Source organism: Pseudomonas sp. 3MA1 (genome assembly GCF_029237275.1).
Lineage (GTDB): Bacteria > Pseudomonadota > Gammaproteobacteria > Pseudomonadales > Pseudomonadaceae > Aquipseudomonas > Aquipseudomonas fluorescens_AP.
The window spans coordinates 177,486-203,741 of record NZ_JAACFX010000007.1 but is presented as its reverse complement, the minus strand read 5'-3'; the positions used below and the strand labels follow the sequence as shown (position 1 = coordinate 203,741).

Genomic DNA, 26,256 nt, shown 5'->3' with positions numbered 1-26,256 from the left:
TATCAGTGGTTGAGCGGATGCTGGCGCAGAAAATCTGCGGCCACGGCGGAAGGGCTTTCATGGTCGACGTCGACCCGCGCGTTCAGCTGGCGCATGGTTTCGTCGTCGAACAGCGCCGCCAGCGGCTGGAGGTCTGCAGCCAGTTGCGGGTGGGCGTCGAGGTACGCCTGACGCACCACGGGGGCCGCGGTGTAGTCCGGGAAGTAGTGCTTGTCGTCTTCCAGCAGCTTGAGCTTGAAGGCGTTGAGCCGACCGTCGGTGGTGTACACCAGGCCGGCAAACACCTGGCCGTTGCGCAGGGCGGTGTAGACCAGGCCGGCGTCCATCTGCCGGGTGTTTTTGCGTGTCAGGTTCATGTCGTACAGCTTGACCATGCCGGCCAGGCCGTCGGAACGGTTGGCGAACTCGGTGTCCAGGGCCACCAGGCGGTTCTCCTTGGCGTCTTCAGCCAGGGCTCGGGTCAGGTCGCTGATGCTGTTGATCTCGGGATGTTCCTTGGCCACGTTCTCCGGCAGGGCCAGGGCGTAGGTATTGCTGAACTTGGACGGCGCCAGCCAGACCAGGCCTTTTTTCGCGTCGAGTGCTTTGACCCGGGCGTAGGATTGCTGGCTGTCGAGTTTCTCGTCGATGTGGTTGTAGGCCACCAGCGACACCCCGGTGTATTCCCAGATCAGGTCCAGCTGGCCGCTTTCCTGGGCGCTGCGCGCCAGGTTGCTGCCCAGGCCGCCGGTAACGCGGGTGTCATAGCCCTTGCTGCGCAGGTACTGGGAGGTGATTTCCGCCAGCAGGGTCTGTTCGGTGAAGACCCGGGCGCCAATGCGGATCAGCGGTTTTTCCGCGGCTTGTACCAGTCCGGCAAGCAGCAGGGCGCAGCCGAGTATCAGGCTTAATTTCTTCATGTTCATTCCTTGTCTCTGTCGGACTTAGGACGGGCGCAGACCGCGCTCCAGCCAGAGGCGGCTGGCCAGGGTCACCAGGCCGTCGAGGAGCAAGGCCAGCAGCGCGGTGCAGGCGGCGCCGAGCAGCAGTTGCGGCTGATTGTTCAGGGCGATGCCGGGGAAGATCAGGCTGCCCAGGCTGTTGGCGCCGATCAGGAAGGCCAGGGGCGCGGTGCCGACGTTGATCGCCAAGGCCACCCGCACGCCACCGATGATGATCGGCACGGCGTTGGGCAATTCGACTTTCCACAGCACCTGGCGCGGGGTCATGCCGATGCCGATCGCGGCTTCCTTGAGCGAGCCCTGGACGTTTTTCAGGCCTTCGTAGGTGTTGCGCACAATGGGCAGCAGGGAGGCGAGGAACAGCGCGAAGATGGCCGGGCCACTGCCGATGCCGAGGATCCCCAGGGCGATGGCCAGGACGGCCAGAGGGGGAACGGTGTTACCGATGTTGAACACTTGCATGAAGCGTTCGGCGCGTCCGGCCATGTTCGGGCGGCTGAGGAAGATGCCGGCGGGGATGCCCACCAGCAGTGCGGCGAGCATGGACGCCAGGACCAGGAACAGATGAGCTTGCAGGTAGAACAGTAGATCGTCGCGGTAGTGTTCGATCGTCGTGATGCCGATCCAGTGGACCAGCAGGGCCAGGAGGGCGATCACCGCAACCCCTCCTATCAGCCCTTTGCCATAGCGAATAGCCACAGGCGGACTCCTTTTTTCAGTCGGCGGGCACTTTCCCGTGTGGCAAGGCCATTCCTGGCTGCCGCGAAAGTACGCGCGAAAAGCAGCTCGTCGAGCGCCGGCAAAGCGGCGGGTGAACGAGCCATGAGCGCAGCTTCGTCAAGCTAACGTGCTGATATTTCAGCCCCTGACGACAGCGCGTGACAGGGGAGTGGACGTCTCCACGTTTTAAAAGGTTCCATACTTGGCAGCATTTAGCCACCGTTTATCTGCCGCGCGGTGGCCTGGGCGACGGGGGCAGCGGTGGCCCGCAAGGCTTTGTCTGGGCTATAATCTGCGCCCTTTTTTGATCACCGCCAGGCGATTTCCCATGACCAACCAGGCCGCCGAAGTCGCGAAACGCCGCACTTTCGCCATTATTTCCCACCCGGATGCGGGTAAGACCACCATCACCGAAAAGCTCTTGCTGATGGGCAAGGCGATTGCGGTGGCGGGTACCGTCAAATCGCGTAAGTCCGACCGCCATGCCACTTCCGACTGGATGGAGATGGAGAAGCAGCGGGGTATTTCCATTACCACGTCGGTCATGCAGTTCCCCTATCGCGAACACATGATCAACCTGTTGGACACCCCGGGCCACGAAGACTTCTCGGAAGACACCTATCGCACCCTGACCGCCGTGGACTCGGCGCTGATGGTGCTCGACGGTGGTAAGGGCGTTGAGCCACGGACCATCGCCCTGATGGACGTCTGCCGCCTGCGCGACACGCCGATCGTCAGCTTCATCAACAAACTCGACCGCGACATTCGCGACCCGATCGAGTTGCTGGACGAAATCGAAGCGGTACTGAAGATCAAGGCCGCGCCGATCACCTGGCCGATCGGTTGCTACCGCGACTTCAAGGGCGTGTACCACCTGGCGGGCGACTACATCATTGTCTACACCCCGGGCCACGGCCACGAACGCACCGAAACCAAGATCATCGAGAAGCTCGATTCCGACGAAGCCCGCGCCCACCTGGGTGACGAGTACGAGCGTTTCATCGAGCAGCTGGAGCTGGTGCAGGGGGCCTGCCACGAGTTCAACCAGCAGGAGTTCCTCGACGGTCAGCTGACCCCGGTGTTCTTCGGTACCGCCCTGGGGAACTTCGGCGTCGACCACGTGCTCGACGCCGTGGTGGACTGGGCGCCGCTGCCGCTGCCCCGTGAAGCCAACGAACGTGTCGTGGCGCCGCAGGAAGAAAAATTCAGCGGCTTCGTGTTCAAGATCCAGGCCAACATGGACCCCAAGCACCGCGACCGTATCGCCTTCATGCGTATCTGCTCGGGCAAGTACGACAAGGGCATGAAGATGCGCCACGTGCGTACCGGCAAGGACGTGCGCATCGGCGACGCCCTGACCTTCTTCTCCTCCGAGCGTGAACAGCTGGAAGAAGCCTACGCTGGCGACATCATCGGCCTGCACAACCACGGCACCATCCAGATCGGCGACACCTTCACCGAAGGCGAAGCCCTGGGCTTCACCGGGATCCCGCACTTCGCCCCGGAACTGTTCCGCCGCGTACGCCTGAAGGACCCGCTCAAGTCCAAGCAGCTGCGTCAGGGCCTGCAGCAGCTGGCCGAAGAGGGCGCGACCCAGGTGTTCTTCCCCGAGCGCAGCAACGACATCATTCTCGGCGCCGTCGGTGTGCTGCAGTTCGATGTGGTGGCCAGCCGCCTGAAGGAGGAATACAAGGTGGAGTGCTCCTACGAGCCGATCACCGTGTGGTCCGCTCGCTGGATCGAATGCAGCGACAAGAAGAAGCTGGAAGAGTTTTCCAACAAGGCGGTGGAAAACCTGGCGTTGGACGGCGGCGGTCACCTGACTTACCTGGCGCCGACCCGGGTCAACCTGGCGCTGATGGAAGAGCGCTGGCCGGACGTGAAATTCCGCGCTACCCGCGAACACCACTAAGTTCGTCTGTGACACCCCAAGCCCCGCTGTGCAGACAGCGGGGCTTTTTGTTGCGCGCAGGATTGGCCCGCTGCCGCCCCGTAGAGGCTGGCTGGGCAGCGAAGGCGGCGGACGCTGTGGTGCATGGCTTGCGGGCCTCTGCGCCGGCAAGCCGGCTACTGGTTGTGGGGTTTTTCAGGGAGCGCCGTTAGTCGGAAGGGCTTGTATGGCCCGGGTATCGATAGGGGGCTATCTGGAAAAGCCCGGAGATCACGACTAGGTTTCAGACAGTGCTGTGGCCACTGTACGGCAGGGCGCGCAGCCTTCGCAGATTCACCTATGAAGGGATGGAATCGACCATGAGAATTTTCCAACGCGTTGTGCTGTTGATCAAAGTGCTGGTGATGCTGTCGCTCGGAACCTCGGCGGCCTGGGCCCACAACCTGATGCAGGTGAAAGAGCCGGGCTATCAGTCGAGCCATGGCGCACCGGTGCAGATGCTTGCCAAGTCCGACTCGGAGCCGGGCGATCAAGGCCAGGGTGGCAGTTCAGGCGATGACGACCAGACCACCGACGAGGGCGAAGGCGACAGCCAGGGCTAAAAGAAACCCCCAGCGACGGACTGATGCGCAATCCGTCGCCAGGGGCGGGTCGAACAAGGTTCAGGCGCTTGCGGAGGTATTCGCAAGCGCCTTTTCCATGGCCGCTACAGCACGAATTGCTCGGCGTAGTGGCAGGCCACTTGCCGGTTGTCCAGCGGGCGCAGGGCCGGCTCTTCAGCGCTGCAACGCTCGGTGGCGTAGGGGCAGCGCTTGTGGAAGGCGCAGCCGGGTGGCGGGTTCAGCGGGTTGGGCAGTTCACCGACGATCTTGATCTTCGGCTTGTCCGGGTCCGGATGAATGGTCGGGGTCGCCGACAGCAGGGCCTGGGTGTAGGGGTGCAGAGGGCGGGTGTAGATGTCCTCCTTGGGACCCATTTCCACCGGCCGGCCGAGGTACATCACCAGTACCTGGTCGGCGACGTGACGCACCACCGCCAGGTTGTGGGAGATGAACACGTAGGCGGTGTTGAATTCCTGCTGCAGGTCCATGAACAGGTTCAGCACCTGGGCCTGGATCGACACGTCCAGGGCCGAGGTCGGTTCGTCCGCCACCAGCACCTTGGGCTGCAGCATCATCGCCCGGGCCAGGGCAATGCGCTGGCGCTGGCCGCCGGAGAACATGTGCGGGTAGCGCTGGTAATGCTCGGGGCGCAGGCCCACCTGCTGCATCATCGCCTGGACTTTCTCCCGGCGTTCGGCGGCCGACAGCTTGGTGTTGATCAGCAGTGGCTCGGCCAGTTGATCACCAATCTTCTGCCGCGGATTGAGCGAGGCATACGGGCTCTGGAACACCATCTGCACGTCTTTGCGCAACTGCTTGCGCTGGGCCTTGTCGGCGCCGGCCACTTCCTGGCCGGCGATTTTCAGCGAGCCCGAGGATGGCTCTTCGATCAGGGTCAGGGCCCGGGCCAGGGTGGACTTGCCGCAGCCCGACTCGCCGACCACGGCCAGGGTCTTGCCGGCTTCCAGTTCAAAGGACACGCCGTTGAGGGCGCGCACGGTGGCATGGCCCTTGAACAGGCCACGGGACACTTCGTAGTGACGGGTCAGGTCGCGGGCGGTAAGAACGACGGCCATTACGCCACCTCCTGATTCAGCGGATAGAAGCAGCGCACCAGGCTGGCGGCTTGCGGATCAAGGCTTGGACGCTGCTGGCGGCAGTTGTCCTGGGCGTAGGGGCAACGCGGCGACAGCAGGCAACCCTGGGGCCGGTCATAGCGCCCGGGGACGATGCCCGGCAGGGTCGACAGGCGGGTGGCGCCGAGGCTGTGCTCGGGAATCGCCGCCAGCAGCGCTTCGCTGTAGGGGTGCGCGGGGATGTCGAACAGCTGCGGCACCTGGCCGACTTCCACGGCTTGCCCGGCGTACATCACGCAGACGCGCTGGGCGGTTTCGGCGACTACGGCCAGGTCGTGGGTGATCAGCACCAGGCCCATGTTCTGTTCCTGTTGCAGGTTGAGCAGCAGGTCCATGATCTGCGCCTGGATGGTCACGTCCAGGGCGGTGGTGGGTTCGTCGGCAATCAGCAACTTGGGTTCCCCGGCAATCGCCATGGCGATCGCCACTCGCTGGCTCATGCCGCCGGACAGTTGGTGCGGGTAGGCGTCCATGCGGCTGGCGGCGCCGGGGATCTCGACCTTCTCCAGCAGTTCGATGGCACGCTTGCGCGCGGCCTTGCTGGACATTTTCAGGTGCAGGCGCAGCACTTCCTCGATCTGGAAGCCCACGGTGTAGCTGGGGTTGAGCGCGGTCATCGGGTCCTGGAAGACCATGGCCAGGTCCTTGCCGACGATCTGCCGGCGCTGGCGGGCGCTGAGCTTGAGCATGTCGCGACCGTCAAAGCTCAAGGCATCGGCGGTGACGATGCCGGGGTGCTCGATCAGGCCCATCAGGGCCATCATGGTCACCGACTTGCCGGAGCCGGACTCGCCGACAATGGCCAGCACTTCGCCCTTGTCGACCTTGAGGTCGAGGCCATCGACCACTGGCACCGCCGTGGCGTCGCCGAAACGGACATTGAGATTCTTGATTTCGAGCAGTGACATGGGAATCTCCTCAGGCGGCGTTCTTGAGTTTCGGGTCCAGCGCATCGCGCAGGCCGTCGCCCATCAGGTTGATTGCCAGCACGCTGAGCAAAATGGTCAGGCCCGGCAGGCTCACCACCCACCAGGCGCGTTCGATGTAGTCGCGAGCCGAGGCCAGCATGGTGCCCCACTCCGGAGTCGGCGGTTGCACGCCCAGGCCGAGGAAGCCCAGGGCGGCGGCGTCGAGGATGGCCGAGGAGAAGCTCAGGGTGGCCTGGACGATCAGCGGCGCCATGCAGTTGGGCAGCACGGTGATGAACATCAGGCGCGGCAGGCCGGCACCGGCCAGGCGCGCGGCGGTCACGTAGTCGCGGTTGATCTCGCCCATCACCGCGGCGCGGGTCAGGCGCACATAGGAGGGCAGGGACACCACGGCGATGGCGATCACGGTGTTGATCAGGCCTGGGCCGAGGATGGCGACAATCGCCACGGCCAGCAGCAGCGAGGGCAGGGCCAGCATGATGTCCATCAGGCGCATGATGGTCGGGCCGAGCAAGCGCGGGAAGAAGCCGGCGAACAGGCCCAGGAGGATTCCCGGGATCAGCGACATCACCACCGACGACAGGCCGATCAGCAGCGACAGGCGCGAACCCTGGATCAGTCGCGACAGCAGGTCGCGGCCCAGCTCATCGGTGCCCAGCAGGAACTGCATCTGTCCGCCTTCGAGCCAGGCCGGCGGGGTCAGCAGGAAGTCGCGGTATTGCTCGCTGGGGTTGTGCGGCGCCACCCAGGGGGCGAACAGCGCGCAGAACACGATCAGCAGCATGAACAGCAGGCCGGCCACCGCGCCCTTGTTGCGCGAGAAGTGCTGCCAGAATTCTTTGTACACGGACGGATAGAGCAGGCTTTGATCGACTGCTACTGAGGAAGTTGGAGTGCTCATTAGTCTTGATCTCAGCGCTGATGACGGATGCGTGGGTTGGCAAAGCCGTAGAGGATGTCCACCACGAAGTTGACCATGATCACCAGACAGGCGATCAGCAGGATGCCGTTCTGCACCACGGGATAGTCGCGGGCGCCGATGGCTTCGATCAGCCACTTGCCGATGCCCGGCCAGGAAAAGATGGTTTCGGTCAGGACCGCCCCGGCCAGCAGGGTGCCGACTTGCAGGCCGACCACGGTCAGTACCGGAATCAAGGCGTTGCGCAGGCCGTGGACGAATACCACTCGCGCCGGCGACAGGCCCTTGGCCTTGGCGGTGCGGATGTAGTCCTCGCGCAGCACTTCGAGCATCGAGGAGCGGGTCATCCGCGCGATCACCGCCAGGGGAATGGTGCCCAGGACGATGGCCGGCAGGATCAGGTGCTGCAGGGCGTCGAAGAAGGCGTCGGTGTCTTTGGCCAGCAGGGTGTCGATGAGCATGAAGCCGGTTCTGGGCTCGATGTCGTAGAGCAGGTCGATGCGCCCGGACACCGGGGTCCAGCCCAGGCTCACCGAGAAGAACATGATCAGGATCAGGCCCCACCAGAAGATCGGCATCGAATAGCCCGCCAGGGAGATGCCCATCACCCCGTGGTCGAACAGTGACCCTCGCTTGAGGGCGGCAATCACCCCGGCCAGCAGCCCGATGATGCCGGCGAACAGCAGGGCGGCCATGGACAGCTCCAGGGTCGCGGGGAACAGCGAGGTGAACTCGCTCCACACGCTGGTGCGGGTGCGCAGGGACTCGCCCAGGTCACCGTGGGCCAGCTTGCCGATGTAGTCCAGGTACTGGGCGTACAGCGGCTTGTTCAATCCAAGGCGTTCCATTGCCTGGGCATGCATCTCGGGGTCGACCCGACGCTCGCCCATCATGACTTCCACGGGGTCGCCGGGAATCATGCGTATCAAGGCGAAGGTCAGCAAGGTGATGCCGAAGAATGTGGGGATCAACAACCCCACACGGCGGGCAATAAAACTAAACATCTTCTGAAGTACCTCAATCAGCCGGTTAGGCGTACCCGCCACCCTTGGGGTCAAGGGCGGCGGGCGTTTCTTATCACTTCACTTGGGTGGTCGCGAAGTTGTTGGTGGTCAGGGGGCTCTGGTGGTAACCCTCGACGTTCTTGCGCATGGCGGTGAACATTTTCGGATAGGCCATGGGAATCCAGGGTTGGTCCTGTTGGAAAACCAGCAGTGCTTTTTCATAGAGCGCGGCGCGCTTGGCAGGTTCAGCGTCGGCGCGGGCCTGGTCGATCAGCTGCTGGAACTCCTTATTGCACCAGCGGGCGTAGTTTTCGCCGTTTTTCGCTGCGTCACAACTCAGGTTCGGGGTCAGGAAGTTGTCCGGGTCACCGTTATCCCCAGCCCAGCCGGCCGACACCATATCGTGTTCGCCGTTTTTCGCCCGCTTGAGCATCTCGCCCCATTCCATGACGCGGATATCGAGCTTGAGGCCGATCTTGGCCAGGTCGGCCTGCATCATCTGCGCGCCCAGCAGGGGATTGGGGTTGGTCGGGCCGCCGCCGTTGCGGGTGAACAGGGTGATCACCGTACCGTCCGGCACCCCGGCTTCCTTGAGCAGGGCCCGGGCCTTGTCCAGATCCCGGGGCGGATTCTTCAGGCTGTTGTTGAAGCCCAGCAGGGTCGGCGGGTAAGGGCCGGTGCCGATCAGCGCGTTGCCTTTGCCGTAGAGGCTGTTGACGTAGGCTTCCTTGTCGAAGGCGATGTCGATGGCTTTGCGTACCCGCACGTCGCTCATGTATGGGCGGGTGGTGTTCATGGCGATGTAGCCGGTGGTCATGGCCGCCAGTTCGTCGACCTTGAGGTTGGGGTCGGCCTTGATGCTGGGAATGTCATCGGGCTTGGGGTACAGGGCAACCTGGCACTCGTTGGCCTTGAGCTTCTGCAGGCGCACGTTGTTGTCGGTGGTGATCGCCAGTACCAGCGGGTCGGCCGGTGGCTTGCCGCGGAAGTAGTCCGGGTTGGCCTTGAAGCGGACCTGGGCGTCCTTGGCGTAACGCGTGAAAATGAAGGGGCCGGTGCCGATGGGCTTGCTGTTGAGGTCGGCTGTCTTGCCTTCCTTGAGCAGCTTGTCGGCGTATTCCGCCGGGTAGATCGATGAGAAGGCCATGGCGATGTCGGCCAGGAACGGTGCTTCACGGCGGGTCAGGGTGAAGACCACGGTGTGCTCGTCGATCTTCTCGACGCTTTTGAGCAGTTCCTTGAAGCCCATGCTTTCGAAGTAGGGGAAGCCCACGCTGGACTTGTCATGCCAGGGGTGCTTCGGGTCCAGCTGGCGCTGGAAGCTCCAGAGCACGTCGTCGGCATTCATGTCGCGGGTCGGGGTGAAGTAGTCGGTGCTGTGGAACTTGACGCCCTTGCGCAGGTGGAAGGTGTATTGCAGGCCGTCCGGGCTGATGTCCCAGGACTCGGCCAGGGCGGGCTCGATGTCAGTGGTGCCGGGCTTGAAGTCCACCAGCCGGTTGAAGATGGTTTCCGCCACTGCGTCGGCCGTGACTGCAGTCGTGTACTGGACCATATCGAAGCCTTCCGGGCTGGCTTCGGTACAGACCACCAAGGGTTTGGCTGTGGCGCCCAGGGCGGCGCTCAGCAGGGCGGCGCCAATGGCCGCTTTCAGGGGAAGCATGTTCATCAGGAACCCTCTGCAATCGATTGAACCAGATTAGCTTGAACGGCGGATTCGTCATGAACCCGCCCTTCAACTGGTGGGTTAGAGAATGTTGAACGGGATGGTGGTAACCAGGCGGAATTCGTTGATGTTGCCATCGGCCTGGTTCTTGCTGGCGCGGTGCGTGGTGTAGGTGGCACGGATCGCGGTGGCTTTGAGTGGCCCGCTCTGCACGGCGTAAGAGGCGCCGATGCCGTATTCGTAGTGGGTTTCGCCATCCATGGTCCTCACGCCGTAGAGTTTGCCTTCGGAGTTGATGCCGCCGTAGGCGCTGCCGGTGTAGTGGGTGCCGTCGATGCCCCAGCCGCGAGCCTGGTAGACGTTGAACTTGAGGCCAGGCACGCCGTATTCGGCCATGTTCAGGCCGTAGGCGATCTGGAAGGATTTCTCGTTCGGGCCGTTGAAGTCCGAGAGCAGGGAGTTGGCCAGGTAGATGCCGTTGGTTTCGTGCAGGTAGTCGAAGTACTCGTTGCCGCTGACTTCCTGGTACGAGAAGGTCAGGCTGTGGGCCTGGTGGGTCAGCCCCATGGACAGGGAGTAGGTATCGTTGTCGATCTCGCCCATCTCTTTCTTGCCGGTGTCGACGGTCTTGTAGTAGTTCAGGCCGGTGGTCAGGCTCAGCACTGAGCTGTCGCCCAGCTCGTGGGTAGCGCCGAAGTAGTACTGGTTCCAGAAGTCTTCCACCTTGGAGGCGTAGAGGCTGGTCTTCAGGCTTTTCAGCGGCTGGTAGTTGAGGCCGACGATGCTCACGCGGTCAGTCTCGGCGGTGTTGCTGGTGTACTCGGAACGGAATTTCGACAGGCTCTGTTCGGTCCGTGGCGATACCCGGTCGAAGGTGCCGGCATCGAACGACAGGTTGTTGAACTCTTCGCTGTGGATGCTCACCCCTTCGAAGCTCGAAGGCAGCGCGCGGTTGCCGATGACGTCGACGATCGGCGTGCTGAAGTTCTGCCGGCCGGCGGTCAGGGTGGTGTTGGATACGCGGAACTTGACGTTGGCCAGGCCGAGCTTGCTCCACTGGCCCACGGCGTCGCCGTCGGAATGGGTCAGGGTGCGGTTGTTCTTGCCGGCGATGTCCTTGCGGTCGCGATCCAGGGCAATGGCGTTGTAGGCCGCGACTTCGGTGCTGACCCCCACGGTGCCTTCGGTGAAGCCGGAGCTGTAGTTGAGGATGGTGCCCTGGACCCAGTTGATCCGACGCGGAGTCGAGGTATCGACGCCATTGTGGTTGTACGAAAAACGGTCATTGCGACGTTTCAGCTCGTTGGCGTACCAGTTGCGCGTGGTACCCGACAGGCTCTGCCCTTCGATGAAACCCTTGGCCTCAGCCTGGGCGTTGGTGCTGTTCTGTACAGTCGGGACGAAGTCCTGGCTGACGTTCTCCGCATAGGCCGTGGCGGTGATGCTACTGATAGCCAAGGCTAACAATGCGCTGCTGCTCAGTTTCATGGGTGAAGCTCCTTTATTTTCTTTTTTAGATGCCGGTTTTTTTCGGCCGGCTGGTTTTTGGAACTCATTCACGGCATCGCAAACGTTTGCATGCGGCTTGATCGCCGAATTCAGGCAAAGCGCCTGCGTGAGGACGAAAATCGTCCTCAAGGTTTTGACTCATCGGTTATGGGGCCAGGCTGACACCCGAGAAGGTGTTGCGGCCGAAAGGACTGACCTTGAAACCCTCGACTTTCGCGCTCAATGGCTGACTGATCGTCGAGTGGGCCACCGGCGTGATCGGCACCTGCTGTTTGAGCAGCTGTTGGGCTTGTTTATAAAGCTCGGTGCGTTGCTGGCGGTCGGTCACTAGCTTGGCTTGCTTGATCAGCTTGTCGTACTGCGGGTCGCACCACATGGAGTAGTTGTTGCCGCCGATGGCGTCACAGCTGTACAGGGTGCCCAGCCAGTTGTCCGGGTCGCCGTTGTCTCCGGTCCAGCCGATCAGGCTGATGTCGTGTTCGCCATTCTTGGTGCGCTTGATGTACTCGCCCCATTCGTAGCTGACGATCTTCACCTTGAGGCCGATCTTCGCCCAGTCGGACTGCAGCATTTCCGCCATCAGCTTGGCATTCGGGTTGTAGGGACGCTGCACGGGCATGGCCCAGAGGGTGATTTCCGTGCCTTCCTTGACCCCGGCGGCCTTGAGCAGTTCGCGGGCCTTTTCCGGGTTGTAGGCCGCGTCCTTGATGGTTTCGTCGTAGGACCACTGGGTCGGTGGCATGGCGTTGACCGCCAGCTGGCCGGCCCCCTGGTACACGGCGTTGAGGATGCTGGGCTTGTTCACCGCCATGTCCAGTGCCTGGCGCACTTCGAGGCGGTCGAAGGGTTTGTGCTGCACGTTGTAGGCGATGTAGCCGAGGTTGAAGCCGGGCTTCTCGATGACTTGCAGTTTCGGGTCGTTTTTCAGCGCATCGATATCCGCGGGGCGCGGGTGCAGGGTCACCTGGCATTCGCCGGCCCGCAGCTTCTGCACCCGTACCGAGGCATCGGTGTTGATGGCGAAGATCAACCGGTCGAGCTTGACCCGGCTCGGGTCCCAGTAGTGCGGGTTGGCGGCGTAGCGGATCTGCGAGTCTTTCTGGTAACGCTGGAACACGAACGGCCCGGTGCCGATGGGCTTCTGGTTGATCTGGCTGGGGGTGCCGGCCTTGAGCAGTTGCTCGGCGTATTCGGCGGAGAGGATCGCGGCAAAGCTCATGGCCAGGTTCTGGATGAACGCCGCGTCCACGCTATTGAGGGTCATGACCACGGTCAGCGGATCGGTTTTCTCGACCTTGGCGATGTTCTTGTTCAGGCTCATGCCGTTGAAGTAGGGAAACTCCGTCGGGTAGGCCTTACGGAACGGGTGATTGGCGTCGAGCATGCGGTTGAAGGTGAACAGCACGTCGTCGGCGTTGAGGTCGCGGGTGGGCTTGAAGTACGGGGTGCTGTGGAACTTCACCCCTTCACGCAGGTGAAAGCGGTAGGTGAGGCCGTCCTCGGAGATGTCCCAGCTTTTGGCCAGGGCGGGCAGCACGTTGGTTGCGCCCTTCTCGAATTCCACCAGGCGGTTGTACAGCGGCTCGGCGGCATCGTTGTCGGTGGCGGTGGTGTATTGCGCCGTGTCAAAGCCCGCCGGGCTGCCTTCGGAACAGAACACCAGGCTGCGCTCGGCGGCGCCGCCGGTAGCGCTGGCGGCCAGCAGGCTGCTCCCTACCAGGGCCGAGAAAATCAGGGAATGACGCATAACGGTCCATCTCCATTTTTTGTTGTGATGATCAATCGACCCTGGCTCCTTCCTGGAGCCTGTACAGGTCATTGATGCCAAACCATGGCTGTAGCAAAGGTCCGCCGACAGACGCAGCCTTGCCTGGCCTCGACGTTAAGGGTCGAAGGCCGGGGCGTATATCCGCTGTGCCTGAAAGCCCTGTAAGAATCGGCTGTAAATTCGCGGGACCGCTCTTTGCCGAGGCGGTATGTCGAAGGTAGGCCGGGTGCTTACTGTGCGGGCCGGTAAAACAACAGCGACGTCAGGGACGTCGCCGTTGCCGGGCCTTATTTGCCGATGCTGACACCATAGAAGGAGTTCAAGCCGAAGGGGCTGATCTTGAAGTCCTGCACGTTGGCGCGCATGGGTTGGAACACCGTCGAGTGTGCGATAGGTGTCATCGGAACGGCGTCTTTGAGGATGTGTTGCGCCTGCTTGTACAGCTCGGTGCGTTTGGCCACATCCGACGTGGCCTTGGCTTGCTTGATCAGCGCGTCGTAAGGCTTGTCGCACCATTTCGAGAAGTTGTTGCCATTGAGCGCATCGCAGCCGAACAGGGTGCCGAGCCAGTTGTCGGGGTCACCGTTGTCACCGCTCCAGCCAATGATCATGGCCTGGTTCTCGCCGCCCTTGGAGCGCTTGATGTACTCGCCCCACTCGTAGCTGACGATGTTGACCTTGAGTCCGATCTTGGCCCAGTCGGACTGCAGCATTTCCGCCATCAGCTTGGCGTTGGGGTTGTAGGGGCGTTGTACCGGCATGGCCCACAGGGTGATCTGGGTGCCTTCCTTGATGCCGGCTTCCTTGAGCAACTGCTTGGCTTTCTCGGGGTCGTACTTGGCGTCCTTGATGCTGGTGTCGTAGGACCATTGGGTCGGTGGCATGGCGTTGACCGCCAGCTGGCCGGCGCCCTGGTAGACCGAGTCGATGATTTGCGGCTTGTTGACGGCCATGTCCAGTGCCTGGCGAACCTTGAGGTCGGCCAGCGGGTTGGCGTCGGTACGGCCCTTGAGCACCGGCATCACGTTGTAGGCGATGTAGCCGAGGTTGAAGCCGGCCTGTTCAGGCATCTTCAGGTCCTTGTCTTCCTTGAGCGCCTTGAGGTCGGCCGGACGCGGGAACAGGGTCACCTGGCATTCGTTCTTCTTCAGCTTTTGAATGCGCACCGATGGGTCGGTGGTGATGGCGAAGATCAGGTTGTCGATCTTCACGTCTTCAGGCTTCCAGTAGTCCTTGTTGCCGGTGTAGCGGATGTTGGAGTCCTTCTGGTAGCTCTTGAACACGAACGGGCCAGTGCCGATCGGCTTCTGGTTGATGTCGCTGGCCTTGCCTTCCTTGAGCAGCTTGTCGGCGTACTCGGCGGACTGGATCGAGGCGAAGCTCATGGCCAGGTTCTGGATGAACGCGGCGTCCACGGTCTTCAGGGTGAACTTGACGGTCTTGTCGTCGAGCTTCTCGACCTTGGTGATGTTGGTGTCCATCCCCATGTCGGTGAAGTACGGGAATTCGGTGGGGTAGGCCTTACGGAACGGCATGTCCTTGTCGAGCATGCGGTTGAAGGTGAACAGCACGTCATCGGCGTTGAAGGTACGGGTCGGGGTGAAGTAGGGCGTGGTGTGGAACTTGACGCCTTCACGCAGATGGAAGGTGTAGGTCAGGCCGTCGTCCGAGATGTCCCAGCTGGTGGCCAGGCCCGGGATGACGGCGGTGCCGCCACGTTCGAACTGGCTGAGGCGGTTGTACAGGGTTTCGGCTGAGGCGTCGAAGTCGGTTCCGGTGGTGTACTGGCCTGGGTCGAAACCGGCCGGGCTCCCTTCAGAGCAGAACACCAGGTTAGTCGCCGCCTGGGCGAAGGGGGCACTGGCAAGCAAGCCGGCGCTGACTAAAAACGGAAGGACTGCTTTCTTGAACATGGTGGCCTCATGATTTGTTGTCATTTTTGGAGTAGAGGGCGACCTTGTGAGTCGACCCGCCGATACTTATGCAGGCCCCGTACCCAATGCAAGATGCGGGGCGGACACAAGCCTCAAAGAGTGGAACGAACGTACAGGAATGACGCATTTGTATAAAACTTGACGCATTTGACCGTTTGCGTGGGTTGTTTCTGCTGCATACGTCGCCTTTTTCTTGGGCCGCCAGGGCGGGCCGCGCCTCCCATCGGTGCTTGGCTGGCGCGGGTGCCGACCGGCTTGTGTCGGAGCCGCCAGGCCGTGGCTGGCGCACACAGGGGCTCGACGCATTCGCTTGGGCGGATGACGACGTTCGCTGGGTTAGGGGAGGCCGTGGGAGACGGATGCCCGGGACCTTGCAGGCGATGACGGGTGAACAGCGCATCGTCGGCGGTGTGGGAGTCTTGGCTCGCAGTGAGGTTGTCACTGTGGAGGTTGCGGGAGGCGTTCGAGCGTCCGCTGGGCTGGGTCAGCCTGGTTGTTTGCCAAACCTGAAGCGCAAAGGTCTTACACATGCAAACCTCATTTTTTCTTCTTCTAGGGCAGATCTGAGGATTGGCCTTGTGGGCCGTGGCAATTCGCCTTGCTATGGGGCGTTGAGCCAGCCCCATGGACCCTGTGCGGCGACGGCGATCGCTTGTTATGTGGTTGATTGTCGATTCGCCGATGCCGAAATTAAGTCATGCTGAAATCGTGGTCAACGAAAATTAAGCCTGACTAACATTTCTCTACGGCACAGTGCCGCGTGTGAGGCGCCATGGGCGGCTGTGGAGTCGGCTCAGGCCGCCGAATGATCGTCGAACAGGCCCATGGTGGTGACGGTCAGCACTTCCGCCGGGCCATGGCCTGCATTGGCCAGGAAATGGCTCTTGGTCGCGTCGAAGTGCACCGAGTCTCCGGCACTGAGCGGGTATTGCTGACCTTCGATGGTGTAGACGATCTGCCCGGAAAGCACGTAGGAAAACTCCGAGCCGTCATGGGAGATCAGCTCCGACTGATAACCCACCGGTATGTTCATCTTCACCGCGTTGATCAGGTTGCCGGGGAAGGAACTGGACAGCCGCTCGTAGGCCAGAGGCTGGCCCTCGATGGTGTAGCGCACCCGCTTGCCGTCGTGGGAGTCGGGCTGCGCCTGGATCGGCTGGTCGAACAGCGCGTTCAGGGGAACGTTCAGCGATTTGGCGATGTTCACCAGGGAGGAGATGGAGACCCCGGTGAGGTTGCGTTCTGCCTGGGAGAGGAAACTGGCGGTCAGTCCCGATTCACTGGCGATCTGACGCAAGGTTTTCTTGGCGGCGCGGCGATAGCGACGCAGGCGTTCGCCGATGCGATCTGCGGTCATTGTCGAGACTCTTATTGGATAGGCGCGGTTATACCCGGTGGACGTCAGTCACCTCTGACTGGCCCTGTACCGGGGGCGTAACTCTAACATCACCGAGCCGAGTTCCCCGGGTCTGGCTTGAAATAGTTGGTAATGAAAAACGGCGATAACCTTTCTGCAGAAGGTTATCGCCGCAGGAAGAGGCCGGGAAAGGATTACGGCATCAGCACTTCGATGGCGCCATCGGCGGTCATGCTGACCTGGCTGGTGCCGGCTTCCACTTCCGGGGTCACCGGTGCCGAGTCCATGCTGGCGGCCTTCATCATCATCGGTGCGCGCAGATAGGGCTGTGGATAACCGTTGCTGTTGAGGTTCAGGTTGACGATCTTGTAGCCCTTGCCGCCCAGGGCCTCGGTGGCCAGTTGCGCACGGGCCTTGAACGCCTTGACCGCATCCTTGAGCAGGGCATCTTCGCTGGCCTTGCGGGTCGGATCGGCGATGGCGAAGTCCATGCCGGCCATTTTCAAATCGCCCAGCAGCTCGCCGGTGAGCTTGGACAGCGCGGCGAAGTCGGCGCTTTCCAGGCGCAGCTCAGCGCGCTCACGCCAGCCGGTGATCTTCTGGCCCTTGCCGTCGTAGATCGGATAGCTGTTGCGGCTGCCCTGGCGCAGGGTCACGTCCTTGACCTGGCGGGCCTGTTCCAGGGCCTTGTTCATGGCGGTGGTGATTTCTGCCGCGAGCTTGGCCGGGTCGCTGTTCTGCGATTCGCTGTAGAGGGTCACGATCATCAGGTCGCGGGCCACTTCCTGGCTGACTTCGGCGCGCAGGGAAATCTGGTTGTAGTGCAGTTCATCGGCGGCCAGGGCGGGCAGGCTGGTGAGCGTGCCGGCGCTGAGGGCCAGAAGGGCGAGGCTGCGACTGAAATGCGGCATGGAAACTCCTTGAGTGCGGTCCACAGGGTTGATCCCGACCTGCGTGAAACCTTCAGACCTACAAGGCCGTGGCAAGTTTCAAGCCGCAAGCGGCAAGCCATTAGGCTTGTAGCTGAATGCTTGCAGCTTGCAACTGTTTTTCTGTGACGCTTTGCCGCAGTTTTGCCTGCGTCGGGGGCTGCTTGGTTATACTCCCGCCGATTGCCCTGGAGCGCTCATCAGGAGAGCTCATGCTCGCCCCCGTAAAATTGCTGTCCGCTACCCGTCAGAATCTCTGGCGGCTGACCTTCATACGCACCCTGGTGCTGGCCGCTCAGGCCGGTTCGGTAGGGCTTGCCTATTGGCTGGACCTGTTGCCCCTGCCCTGGCTGCAGTTGGGTGTGACCCTGATGTTTTCCATGGTGCTCTGCGCCTTCACGGCCATCCGCCTGCGCACCTCATGGCCGGTAACGGAGCTGGAATATGCCCTGCAGCTGGCCTGTGACCTGTTTATCCACAGCGTGCTGCTGTATTTCTCCGGGGGCTCCACCAACCCCTTCGTCTCCTATTACCTGGTGCCCCTGACGATTGCCGCGGTGACCTTGCCCTGGCGCTATTCGGTGGTGCTGTCGGGCATCGCGCTGACGCTCTACACCTTGCTGCTGGCCCGCTTCTATCCCTTGCAGACCTTCCCCATCGCCCGGGAAAACCTGCAGGTGTACGGCATGTGGCTGAGTTTCGCCCTGGCGGCGGCGGTGATCACCTTCTTCGCCGCGCGCATGGCCGAAGAGCTGCGCCGCCAGGAAGAGCTGCGGGCGATCCGCCGCGAAGAGGGGCTGCGGGATCAGCAATTGCTGGCCGTGGCGACCCAGGCCGCCGGCGCCGCCCATGAGCTGGGCACGCCGCTGGCGACCATGAGCGTATTGCTCAAGGAGATGCGCCAGGACCATCCCGACCCGCTGTTGCAGGATGACCTCAGCGTGCTCCAGGACCAGGTCAAGTTGTGCAAGGAAACCCTGCAGCAACTGGTGCGCGCCGCCGAGGCCAATCGCCGTATGGCGGTAGAGATGCAGGAAGTCACCCAGTGGCTGGACGAAGCCTTGAATCGCTGGCACCTGATGCGCCCCGAGGCCAGCTACCGCTTCCATCTGCTGGGAGAGGGGCCGGTGCCGCGCCTGGCGCCGCCGCCGGACCTGACCCAGGCCTTGCTCAATCTGTTGAACAATGCAGCCGATGCCTGTGCCGAAGGCCTGGAAGTGCGCCTGGACTGGGATGCGGAAAACCTCACCATCAGTATTCGCGACCACGGCGCCGGAGTACCCTTGGCCATCGCCGAGCAGATCGGCAAGCCGTTTTTTACCACCAAGGGCAAAGGCTTCGGCCTGGGCCTGTTTTTGAGCAAGGCCAGCGTGACCCGTGCTGGCGGCTCAGTGAAACTCTACAGTCATGAGGAAGGCGGAACGCTCACTGAGCTGCGCCTGCCTCGTGCCGCCCGAGGAGACGACCATGAGTGAAGAGATCCAAGTCGAAGGCGAAGAACTGCCGCATTTGTTGCTGGTGGACGATGACGCCACCTTTACCCGGGTCATGGCCCGGGCCATGAGCCGGCGGGGTTTTCGCGTCAGTACCGCAGGTTCCGCGGAAGAGGGCCTGAGCATCGCCCAGCAGGATCTGCCGGACTACGCCGCGCTGGACCTGAAGATGGACGGCGACTCCGGGTTGGTGCTGTTGCCCAAGCTGCTGGAGCTGGATCCGGAAATGCGTGTGCTGATCCTCACCGGCTACTCGAGCATCGCGACGGCGGTGGAGGCCATCAAGCGCGGCGCCTGCAACTACCTGTGCAAGCCGGCGGACGCCGATGACGTGCTGGCCGCGTTGCTCTCCGAACACGCCGACCTGGACACCCTGGTGCCGGAAAACCCGATGTCCGTGGACCGCCTGCAATGGGAGCACATTCAACGTGTGCTGACCGAGCACGAAGGCAATATCTCCGCCACTGCCCGTGCGCTGGGCATGCATCGCCGCACCTTGCAGCGCAAACTTCAGAAGCGCCCCGTCCGTCGCTGAACCGCGACTGAACGAATGTCCGCCGGGCATCGTGAAAAAGCGAGCCGATCTACTAAGATCGGCTCAATGCTTGTCCTCTTTCCAATCGAGCCTCAACGATGAATCAGAACGCTGAATACTCTGCGGTCAACGATGCTGTGCGCGGTCAATTCTTCCGACGGGTCTGGGCCATGATCACGCCTTACTGGCGCAGCGAGGAGAAGGGCAAGGCCTGGCTGCTGCTGATCGCGGTGATTGGCTTGTCGCTGTTCAGCGTGGCCATCTCGGTGTGGATCAACAGTTGGTACAAGGACTTCTACAACGCCTTGCAGAAGAAGGACGAAGCGGCGTTCTGGAGCCTGATCCTGTATTTCTGCGGGATCGCCGCGGTGGCCATTCTCGGGGCGGTCTACCGTCTCTACCTGACCCAGATGCTGACCATCCGCTGGCGGGCCTGGCTGACCGAGAGGCACTTTGCCCGCTGGCTCGGCAACAAGAACTACTATCGGCTGGAGCAGGGCGGCTACACCGACAACCCGGACCAGCGGATTTCCGAAGACCTCAACAGCTTCACCAGCAATACCTTGTCCCTGGGCCTGGGGCTGATTCGCAACATCGTGAGCCTGGTGTCGTTCTCGATCATCCTGTGGGGCGTGTCCGGCAGCATCGAGGTGCTCGGCTACACCATTCCCGGCTACATGTTCTGGTGTGCGCTGGTGTATGCGGCGGTCGGTAGCTGGCTGACCCACTTGATCGGGCGTCGCTTGATCGGCCTCAACAACCAGCAACAACGTTTTGAAGCCGATTTGCGTTTCTCCATGGTGCGGGTCCGGGAGAACGCCGAGAGCATTGCCCTGTATGACGGTGAGAAAAACGAGAATCAGCGCCTGAGCAGCCGCTTCGGCAAGGTCTGGCACAACTTCTGGGACATCATGAAGGTGTCCAAGCGCCTGACTTTTTTCACCGCCGGTTACGGTCAGATCGCGATCATCTTCCCGTTCATCGTCGCCGCGCCGCGCTACTTCGCCGGCAAGATCGAGCTGGGCGAGCTGATGCAGATCAACTCGGCCTTCGGCAACGTCCAGGAGAACTTCAGCTGGTTCATCAGCGCCTATTCGGACCTGGCCGCCTGGCGCGCCACCTGTGATCGTCTGCTGAGCTTTCGCCAGGCGATGAGCGAAAACGAAGAGTGCCCGCCGGCAATCGACGTGCAGCACCAGGGCGAGCAATTGCAAGTGCGTGACCTGAGCCTGGACCTGGCAGACGGCCGCCATCTGCTGGCCGGAGCCCAGATGACCGTGAATCCCGGCGAGCGGTTGATGCTCAGTGGCCGCTCCGGCAGTGGCAAGAGCACCCTGTTGCGCGCCATGGGCCGGTTATGGCCGACGGGGCACGGCAGTATTCTGCTACCCAATCAGCGCTACCTGTTCCTGCCGCAGAAACCTTACCTGCCCATTGGCAGGCTGCGTGAAGCCTTGAGTTATCCACAGCCGGGCGACAGCTACCCCCAGGAGCGTTATGCACAGGTCCTGGAGACTTGCCGCCTGCCGCACCTGGTTGCGCGCCTGGACGAAAGCAATCACTGGCAGCGCATGTTGTCCCCGGGTGAACAGCAGCGTCTGGCCTTTGCCCGGGCGCTGCTCTATGCGCCGCAGTGGCTGTACATGGACGAGGCGACTTCGGCCATGGATGAGGAAGACGAGGCCTGCCTGTACCAGGCACTGATCGATCAGTTGCCGGGCTTGAGCATTGTCAGTGTCGGTCACCGCAGCAGTCTCAAACGCTTCCACCCGCGGCATGTGCGCATCGAGCAGGGGCATCTGCAGGAGCAGGCTGTCACCGCTTGACGGCGTTGCCGTCAGGGCGGCAGGGGCTCCCTGCCGCTTGAGTCCTGTAGCAAGCCGCCTGCCAGGGCGGCGCTGGCCCCAGGCTCATGGGGGCGCCATGGGGCTGAGGCCGTTTCGCGGGCAAGCCCGTTCCTACAGAGGGCGATCAGGACGAGTGCAGAATCGAGCGGTCTACACGCACGGCCAGTTGGCCAGTTCCCGGCTTGGCGTTGAAGGCCACCTTGCCGTGCTCATCCACGCGCGCTCGGGCAATGGGTGCGCCGTTGAGCAACAGCTCCAGCGGTGCGTCCTTCAGGGATTGGCCCGAGGCCAGTTGCAGGTTCAGTTTGATAGTCATGGTGATGTCCTTATCAGGCGTTGCGATCGATGAAGCGGTTGGTGTTCTTGTCGATGGAGCCGATCAGCTCCGGTGAGCCTGCGCGGAACTGACGGAAGACATTGCGTCCGGTGGCGCTGCTGTTGCTGGTGCCGGGCGGAATGTCCAAGGTGGGCTGGAAGCTGTCGCTCAGTTCCACATAGGCCGACCAGGGGCCGATGTAGGACTCGTTCAAGCCGTTGGTTTCGCTGAGGGCATAACGCACGGCCTGGCCTGGCAGCCAGTTGGGCGCGCTGGGACTGTGGCTCTGCCAGCCATCGACCAGGATCGTCGGCACCGCGCTTGGGGTGTCCAGATAGCCTGCCGGTTTGTTCGGGCTGTAGTTCTTCAGCAGCAGGTAGGTGCTCCAGCCCCACCAGTTGTCGATGGTCTTGCTGTCGTTGAGGTTGTTGACGTCGCTTCTGCGCAGCACTTTGTCCCCGCTCATCACGAACAGCGGCGAGAAATTGCCGGTTTTCGCCGCGTTCAGATCCGGCAGCGCCTGAAGCGCCCCGTAGCTGCCGGCAGCCGGCAACTGGCCGCTCAGGTAGCAGGCGAAGATCTCGTCCGCCGAACGCTGGACTGCCTGTTTCACTTGCTGGCGATTGCGCTGATCGACACTGTCGAAGTAGCGCTTGTCGCCGTAGGCGTGCCAGCGCTCGCCCAGGGCGTTGCTGACATTGAGGCCGAACTTGCTGTCCTCGTCGTGCATGAAGCGGGTGATCAACGAGCCCAGGTCGCTGGGGGTGACCACCGCGGCCAGTTGCTTGCGTGGCACGCGTACATGGCCGGCGGAAAACAGGTCGGTGAGGAAGTGGTCGGCGAAGGCGTTCATCGCGTAGGCCAGTTCCAGCTGCTTGTCGTCCGCGGTTTTGCCGGCCAGAGCGGCTTGCTGCAGGGCTGCGGTGTGCCCGGCGACATAGGCTGCCAGGGCCCATTCGCCAAAGTGGTCGGCGTTGTTGGCCGCCAGCTTCAGGTAGCGGCCCAGGGGGAACAGGGCGGACACCACGCTGCCGCCACCGGTTATCCGGTTCCACTCTTCGGACAAGGTATCGCCCAGGGCGTCGTAGGCTTCATGGGGCTGTTTGCCATCGCGGATCGCCTGATTGGCGGCGAGGACTTCCTTCTGCATCACGGCCAGGATCTGCCGGGCTTCGTCCCTGGACGTCGGCAGCACCGCGAGGGAATTGAAGGCGGCGTTGAAACGCTGCACCCGCTCGGCGGCGGTGGCGCCTTCGCAGATGGGTTGCTCGGGAATGCCGTAGAAGTCGCCCCCCAGGGCCACCACCTGGCCGTAGGTCAGGGCCAGGCCGTTGGGCAGGTGCAGTTCTACCTGCCAGGCCGGAATGGCCGGGCCATCCTTGACGAAGCGCAGCAGTGTGCTGTCACCGATGGCGGTGTGTTCGCCCCCTTCGAAGCGCAATTGAGGCAAGGCCTTGCGGGCGTTGTGCGTCGGCTGGGGAAGGTCTTGTGGGCGGTGGTACTTGACGGTGTGGTGGCCGTCGGCGGTCAGTATCAGGGTGTCGCCATCGCCGGTGATGGCGATGCCCTGTTCGCTGAACAGGCGATCCAGGTCGGCAATGATCTGGCCCGCCGGTTGTGATTGTTGCTGCATCTGTGCAGAGATTCCTGACATTTCTAGCTCCTTGATATGTCATGGTTATGCTTGGATTGACTGTATATATATACAGTTGTTTTTCAGCATAATTGAAAATCATCGGGCGTCAAGAAGCCCACTGCGACGGCGTTGCTCGATTGGATTATCATTAGCGCCCTAACGACAGGCTCAAGGTCCCCCCGCGCATGCTGGCAATCTTCTTCGAAACCTTGAGCATCACTGCGCCGGTCTTTGCCATGTTGTTTCTTGGGCTGGTGCTCAAGCGGGTCGGCTGGATCAACGACAACTTCATTCATACGGCGTCGGCCCTGGTCTTCAATGTCACCATGCCGGCGTTGCTGTTTCTCGGCATCGTCCACGCCGACCTGCATGCCTCGCTAAAACCCGGGGTGCTGATCTACTTTTGTGTGGCCACCCTGGTCTGTTTCGTCCTGGCCTGGTGCTGGGCCATCTGGCGCTGTCCCAAGGAGGATCGGGGGATCTACACCCAGGGGGCATTTCGCGGCAATAACGCGATCATCGGCCTGGCCCTGGCGGCCAGCATGTACGGGGATTACGGGATTTCCCTGGGGGCGTTGCTCGCGGCGTTGGTGATTCTGTTCTACAACACCCTGTCGACCGTTGTCCTGGCGGTCTACAGCCCGGTGATCAAGTCCGATCCCTGGAGCATCTGCAAGAGCGTGTTCAGCAATCCGTTGATTATCAGCGTGCTGGTGGCCGCGCCGTTCGCCTATTGGCAGATCGGCCTGCCCGGCTGGCTGGAAACCTCGGGCCGCTATCTGGCGCAGATGTCACTGCCGCTGGCGTTGATCTGCATTGGCGGCACCCTGTCCCTGGCGGCCTTGCGCAACAGCGGGCGGATGGCCATGAGTTCGAGTTTGCTGAAGATGGTCAGCCTGCCGACGCTGGCTACCTTCGGTGCGTGGCTGTGCGGTTTTCGCGGCGCGGAGCTGGGGATTCTGTTTCTGTATTTTGGCAGCCCCACCGCGGCGGCGAGCTTTGTCATGGCCCGGGCGGCCAATGGCAATCATGAGCTGGCGGCGGCCATTATCGTCATCACCACGGTGATGGCGGCGGTGACCACCAACATCGGGATCTTTGTCTTGCAGTGGGGCGGGTGGATTTGAGGCTGTTCGCCGGCAAGCCGGCTCCTACTGGGCGGGGGTAGGAGCCGGCTTGGCGGCGAACCGCGCGTTCACTGCGCTTGCTGATAGGTGTCTATCACTTCCTGGGCCGCGCGAAACGCGTCGATGGCCGCTGGCACTCCGGCGTACACCGCGCAATGCAGCAAGGCTTCACGGATCTCTTCCACGCTGCAGCCATTGTTCAAGGCGCCGCGCACATGGCCTTTCAACTCCTGCGGGCATTTCAAGGCGGTCAGGGTGGCCAGGGTGATCAGGCTGCGGGTTTTCAGCGGCAGTCCTTCACGATTCCACACCCCACCCCAGGCATGCTCGTTGACGAAGTCCTGCAGTGGTTGGGTGAACTCGGTGGCATTGCCCAGGGCGCGATCGACGAAGGCATCGCCCATCACCTGGCGACGCATTTGCAGTCCGCTTTTCTTGTTCTCGCTCATGGCGCTTCTCTCTTGTGTTGGCGGCGCCAGGCCCGTAGCGAACTGAACAGCAGAAACGCTACCAGCGCTGGCAGGACGAAAAACAGCATCAAGTGTTCCAGCTTGCCGGCCAGGGGCATGCCGGTGGTGAAGGACACCACGTGCAGCCCGTAGGCGAGGTACAGCCCGAGAAACAGCAGGCCTTCGGCGCGGGTGATGCGATACCCCGAATAGAACACCGGCAGGCACAGCACGGCCACGGCGAGCAGTACCGGCAGGTCGAAGTCCAGGGCATTGGGCGAAACCGAGAGCGGGCTCGGCGCGACCAGCGCCGTGAAGCCCAGCACGCCCAGCAGATTGAACAGGTTGCTGCCGATCACGTTGCCCACGGCAATGTCCCGCTGGCCCCGCAGGGCGGCGAGCAGCGAGGTGGCCAGTTGCGGCAGGGAGGTGCTGACCGCGATCACGGTCAGTCCCATGACCCGTTCCGACAAGCCAAGGTCGTCGGCTACGGTGACCGCAGCCCCCAGGAGCAAGTGACCGGCGAACACCAGCAGCCCCAGGCCGAGCAGCACCAGCAGCATGCTGCTCAGGCGCGGGGCGCTACCGCGGCGGTTGGTGGCGCAAGGCAACGGCGGGCGTGCCGGGTGCCTGGATTGGCGCAGCAGCAGAACCAGGTAAAGCAGCAGGGCCGCCAGCAGGATCAGGCCGTCGGAGGGGGTGAGGCGTTCGTTATAGGCCAGGACGAACACCAGCACACTGGCACCGATCATCAGCGGGATATCCAGGCGCACCAGCTGTCGCGACACCCGCAGGGGAATGATCAAGGCCGAGAGGCCCAGGATCACCAGGATGTTGAAGATGCTGCTGCCGATCACGCTGCCGACGGCGATATCGGTGTTGTCGGCCAGGGTCGCCTGCAGGCTGATGGCCATTTGCGGCGCGCTGCTGCCGAAGGCGACGATGCTCAGGCCCATGATCAGCGGGCGCACCCGCAGGCGTGCCGACAAGCGCACGGCGGCGCGTACCAGCAGTTCGGCACCGGCGATCAGCATCACCAGGCCGCTGATGAGCTGGATCAGGCTGAGCAGGGGCAATTCGGCAAAGGCGGTAATGGCTTGGGCTCCGTCGGTCAGTCGCTGAGGGCCTGGACCCGTACTTTGGCGGTGCCGCTGCGCAGCATGTCCAGCTGTTGCGCGGCAGCGCGGGATAGGTCGATCAGGCGGCCGCGGGTGTGCGGGCCACGATCGTTGATACGGACCACGACGCTCTTGTCGTTGCTCAGGTTGGTGACTTGCACCCGCGTGCCGAAGGGCAGTTCGCGGTGGGCGGCGCTCAAGCCGTTCTGGTCGAAGGGTTCGCCGCTGGCGGTGCGATTGCCGTGGTGGCGAGCGCCGTAATAGGAGGCCGTGCCGGTTTCGTCATAGCCCCGAGGGTCGATGACGTGGCTGGTGGCGCAGCCGGTGAGCAGAGCGAGCAGGGCGCTAGTGGCAACCAGACGCTTCATTCGGGAGGCTCCGATGGTTGATGTGGCGAGGGAGCGGGCTCGCGCCGGTCTGTTTGGCAGAC

23 protein-coding genes are annotated in these 26,256 nt (G+C 62.5%); 6 read left to right on the top strand and 17 right to left on the bottom strand.

The window, feature by feature from the left end; all coding sequences use genetic code 11:
* Positions 1-2: 2 nt before the first annotated feature.
* Together GWQ44_RS19880 and GWQ44_RS19875 are read right to left on the bottom strand one after the other, a co-directional pair.
* Positions 3-899: a glycine betaine ABC transporter substrate-binding protein gene (locus GWQ44_RS19880; protein ID WP_275928103.1), complete on the bottom strand. Its 897-nt coding sequence runs from the start codon at positions 897-899 to the stop codon at positions 3-5.
* Positions 900-923: 24 nt separating this feature from the next.
* Entirely contained in the window at positions 924-1,640 is a 717-nt protein-coding gene (locus GWQ44_RS19875; protein ID WP_016967204.1) for an ABC transporter permease, read from the bottom strand.
* A gap of 349 nt (positions 1,641-1,989) precedes the next feature.
* Between GWQ44_RS19875 and GWQ44_RS19870 the strand changes: the two genes are divergently transcribed.
* The gene (locus GWQ44_RS19870) at positions 1,990-3,573 is read left to right on the top strand and encodes a peptide chain release factor 3 (protein WP_047301737.1); all 1,584 of its coding nucleotides are present in this window, start codon (positions 1,990-1,992) and stop codon (positions 3,571-3,573) included.
* A 338-nt stretch (positions 3,574-3,911) separates the two neighbouring features.
* Positions 3,912-4,154 carry a hypothetical protein gene (locus GWQ44_RS19865; protein ID WP_042942222.1) on the top strand — a complete coding sequence of 81 codons (243 nt, stop codon included), beginning with the start codon at positions 3,912-3,914 and terminating at the stop codon, positions 4,152-4,154.
* A gap of 104 nt (positions 4,155-4,258) precedes the next feature.
* On the opposite strand, the gene GWQ44_RS19860 is transcribed toward GWQ44_RS19865, so the two are convergent.
* From GWQ44_RS19860 to GWQ44_RS19815, 10 genes are all read right to left on the bottom strand, one after another.
* Complete coding sequence (locus GWQ44_RS19860) at positions 4,259-5,230, bottom strand: peptide ABC transporter ATP-binding protein (RefSeq protein WP_016968410.1); 972 nt, start codon at positions 5,228-5,230, stop codon at positions 4,259-4,261.
* Positions 5,230-6,198 (bottom strand): ABC transporter ATP-binding protein, encoded by a 969-nt coding sequence (locus GWQ44_RS19855; protein WP_016968409.1) that lies wholly within the window; start codon positions 6,196-6,198, stop codon positions 5,230-5,232. Before GWQ44_RS19855 ends, GWQ44_RS19860 begins: the two co-directional genes overlap by 1 nt.
* Positions 6,199-6,208: 10 nt before the next feature.
* Positions 6,209-7,120 carry an ABC transporter permease subunit gene (locus GWQ44_RS19850; protein WP_016968408.1) on the bottom strand — a complete coding sequence of 304 codons (912 nt, stop codon included), beginning with the start codon at positions 7,118-7,120 and terminating at the stop codon, positions 6,209-6,211.
* A gap of 11 nt (positions 7,121-7,131) precedes the next feature.
* Entirely contained in the window at positions 7,132-8,142 is a 1,011-nt protein-coding gene (locus GWQ44_RS19845) for an ABC transporter permease subunit (RefSeq protein WP_047301743.1), read from the bottom strand.
* 73 nt (positions 8,143-8,215) lie between these two features.
* Positions 8,216-9,811: an ABC transporter substrate-binding protein gene (locus GWQ44_RS19840; protein WP_275928102.1), complete on the bottom strand. Its 1,596-nt coding sequence runs from the start codon at positions 9,809-9,811 to the stop codon at positions 8,216-8,218.
* A gap of 78 nt (positions 9,812-9,889) precedes the next feature.
* The gene (locus GWQ44_RS19835; RefSeq protein WP_092319579.1) at positions 9,890-11,296 is read right to left on the bottom strand and encodes an OprD family porin; all 1,407 of its coding nucleotides are present in this window, start codon (positions 11,294-11,296) and stop codon (positions 9,890-9,892) included.
* Between the two features lie 166 nt (positions 11,297-11,462).
* Positions 11,463-13,064 carry an ABC transporter substrate-binding protein gene (locus GWQ44_RS19830; RefSeq protein ID WP_047301747.1) on the bottom strand — a complete coding sequence of 534 codons (1,602 nt, stop codon included), beginning with the start codon at positions 13,062-13,064 and terminating at the stop codon, positions 11,463-11,465.
* A gap of 308 nt (positions 13,065-13,372) precedes the next feature.
* Complete coding sequence (locus GWQ44_RS19825; RefSeq protein WP_253127135.1) at positions 13,373-14,998, bottom strand: ABC transporter substrate-binding protein; 1,626 nt, start codon at positions 14,996-14,998, stop codon at positions 13,373-13,375.
* An 814-nt stretch (positions 14,999-15,812) separates the two neighbouring features.
* On the bottom strand, positions 15,813-16,376 hold the full coding sequence (locus GWQ44_RS19820; protein ID WP_016968403.1) for a cupin domain-containing protein: 564 nt from the start codon (positions 16,374-16,376) through the stop codon (positions 15,813-15,815).
* Positions 16,377-16,570: 194 nt separating this feature from the next.
* The gene (locus tag GWQ44_RS19815; protein ID WP_016968402.1) at positions 16,571-17,287 is read right to left on the bottom strand and encodes an SIMPL domain-containing protein; all 717 of its coding nucleotides are present in this window, start codon (positions 17,285-17,287) and stop codon (positions 16,571-16,573) included.
* Positions 17,288-17,517: 230 nt separating this feature from the next.
* Between GWQ44_RS19815 and GWQ44_RS19810 the strand changes: the two genes are divergently transcribed.
* From GWQ44_RS19810 to GWQ44_RS19800, 3 genes are all read left to right on the top strand, one after another.
* On the top strand, positions 17,518-18,780 hold the full coding sequence (locus GWQ44_RS19810) for an ATP-binding protein (RefSeq protein ID WP_016968401.1): 1,263 nt from the start codon (positions 17,518-17,520) through the stop codon (positions 18,778-18,780).
* Entirely contained in the window at positions 18,773-19,333 is a 561-nt protein-coding gene (locus tag GWQ44_RS19805; RefSeq protein ID WP_016968400.1) for a response regulator transcription factor, read from the top strand. The genes GWQ44_RS19810 and GWQ44_RS19805 overlap by 8 nt, the downstream gene beginning before the upstream one ends.
* A gap of 98 nt (positions 19,334-19,431) precedes the next feature.
* Positions 19,432-21,159 carry an ABC transporter ATP-binding protein/permease gene (locus GWQ44_RS19800; RefSeq protein ID WP_275928101.1) on the top strand — a complete coding sequence of 576 codons (1,728 nt, stop codon included), beginning with the start codon at positions 19,432-19,434 and terminating at the stop codon, positions 21,157-21,159.
* A 145-nt stretch (positions 21,160-21,304) separates the two neighbouring features.
* Here the strand turns inward: GWQ44_RS19800 and GWQ44_RS19795 are convergent, their stop codons facing one another.
* Positions 21,305-21,496: a hypothetical protein gene (locus tag GWQ44_RS19795; protein ID WP_275928100.1), complete on the bottom strand. Its 192-nt coding sequence runs from the start codon at positions 21,494-21,496 to the stop codon at positions 21,305-21,307.
* Positions 21,497-21,509: 13 nt separating this feature from the next.
* Positions 21,510-23,150 carry a phospholipase gene (locus tag GWQ44_RS19790; RefSeq protein WP_275928099.1) on the bottom strand — a complete coding sequence of 547 codons (1,641 nt, stop codon included), beginning with the start codon at positions 23,148-23,150 and terminating at the stop codon, positions 21,510-21,512.
* Between the two features lie 167 nt (positions 23,151-23,317).
* On the opposite strand from GWQ44_RS19790, the gene GWQ44_RS19785 reads away from it, so the two are divergent.
* Positions 23,318-24,259, top strand: coding sequence for an AEC family transporter (locus GWQ44_RS19785; protein WP_275928098.1), 942 nt, complete (start codon positions 23,318-23,320; stop codon positions 24,257-24,259).
* 68 nt (positions 24,260-24,327) lie between these two features.
* Here the strand turns inward: GWQ44_RS19785 and GWQ44_RS19780 are convergent, their stop codons facing one another.
* From GWQ44_RS19780 to GWQ44_RS19770, 3 genes are read right to left on the bottom strand one after another with little or no spacing between them, the layout of a single operon-like run.
* Entirely contained in the window at positions 24,328-24,708 is a 381-nt protein-coding gene (locus GWQ44_RS19780; protein WP_047301762.1) for a carboxymuconolactone decarboxylase family protein, read from the bottom strand.
* Positions 24,705-25,769: a calcium/sodium antiporter gene (locus GWQ44_RS19775; protein ID WP_080962994.1), complete on the bottom strand. Its 1,065-nt coding sequence runs from the start codon at positions 25,767-25,769 to the stop codon at positions 24,705-24,707. Before GWQ44_RS19775 ends, GWQ44_RS19780 begins: the two co-directional genes overlap by 4 nt.
* 50 nt (positions 25,770-25,819) lie before the next feature.
* Positions 25,820-26,194, bottom strand: a complete 375-nt coding sequence (locus GWQ44_RS19770; protein ID WP_016963430.1) for a septal ring lytic transglycosylase RlpA family protein — start codon at positions 26,192-26,194, stop codon at positions 25,820-25,822.
* Between the last annotated feature and the right edge of the window lie 62 nt (positions 26,195-26,256).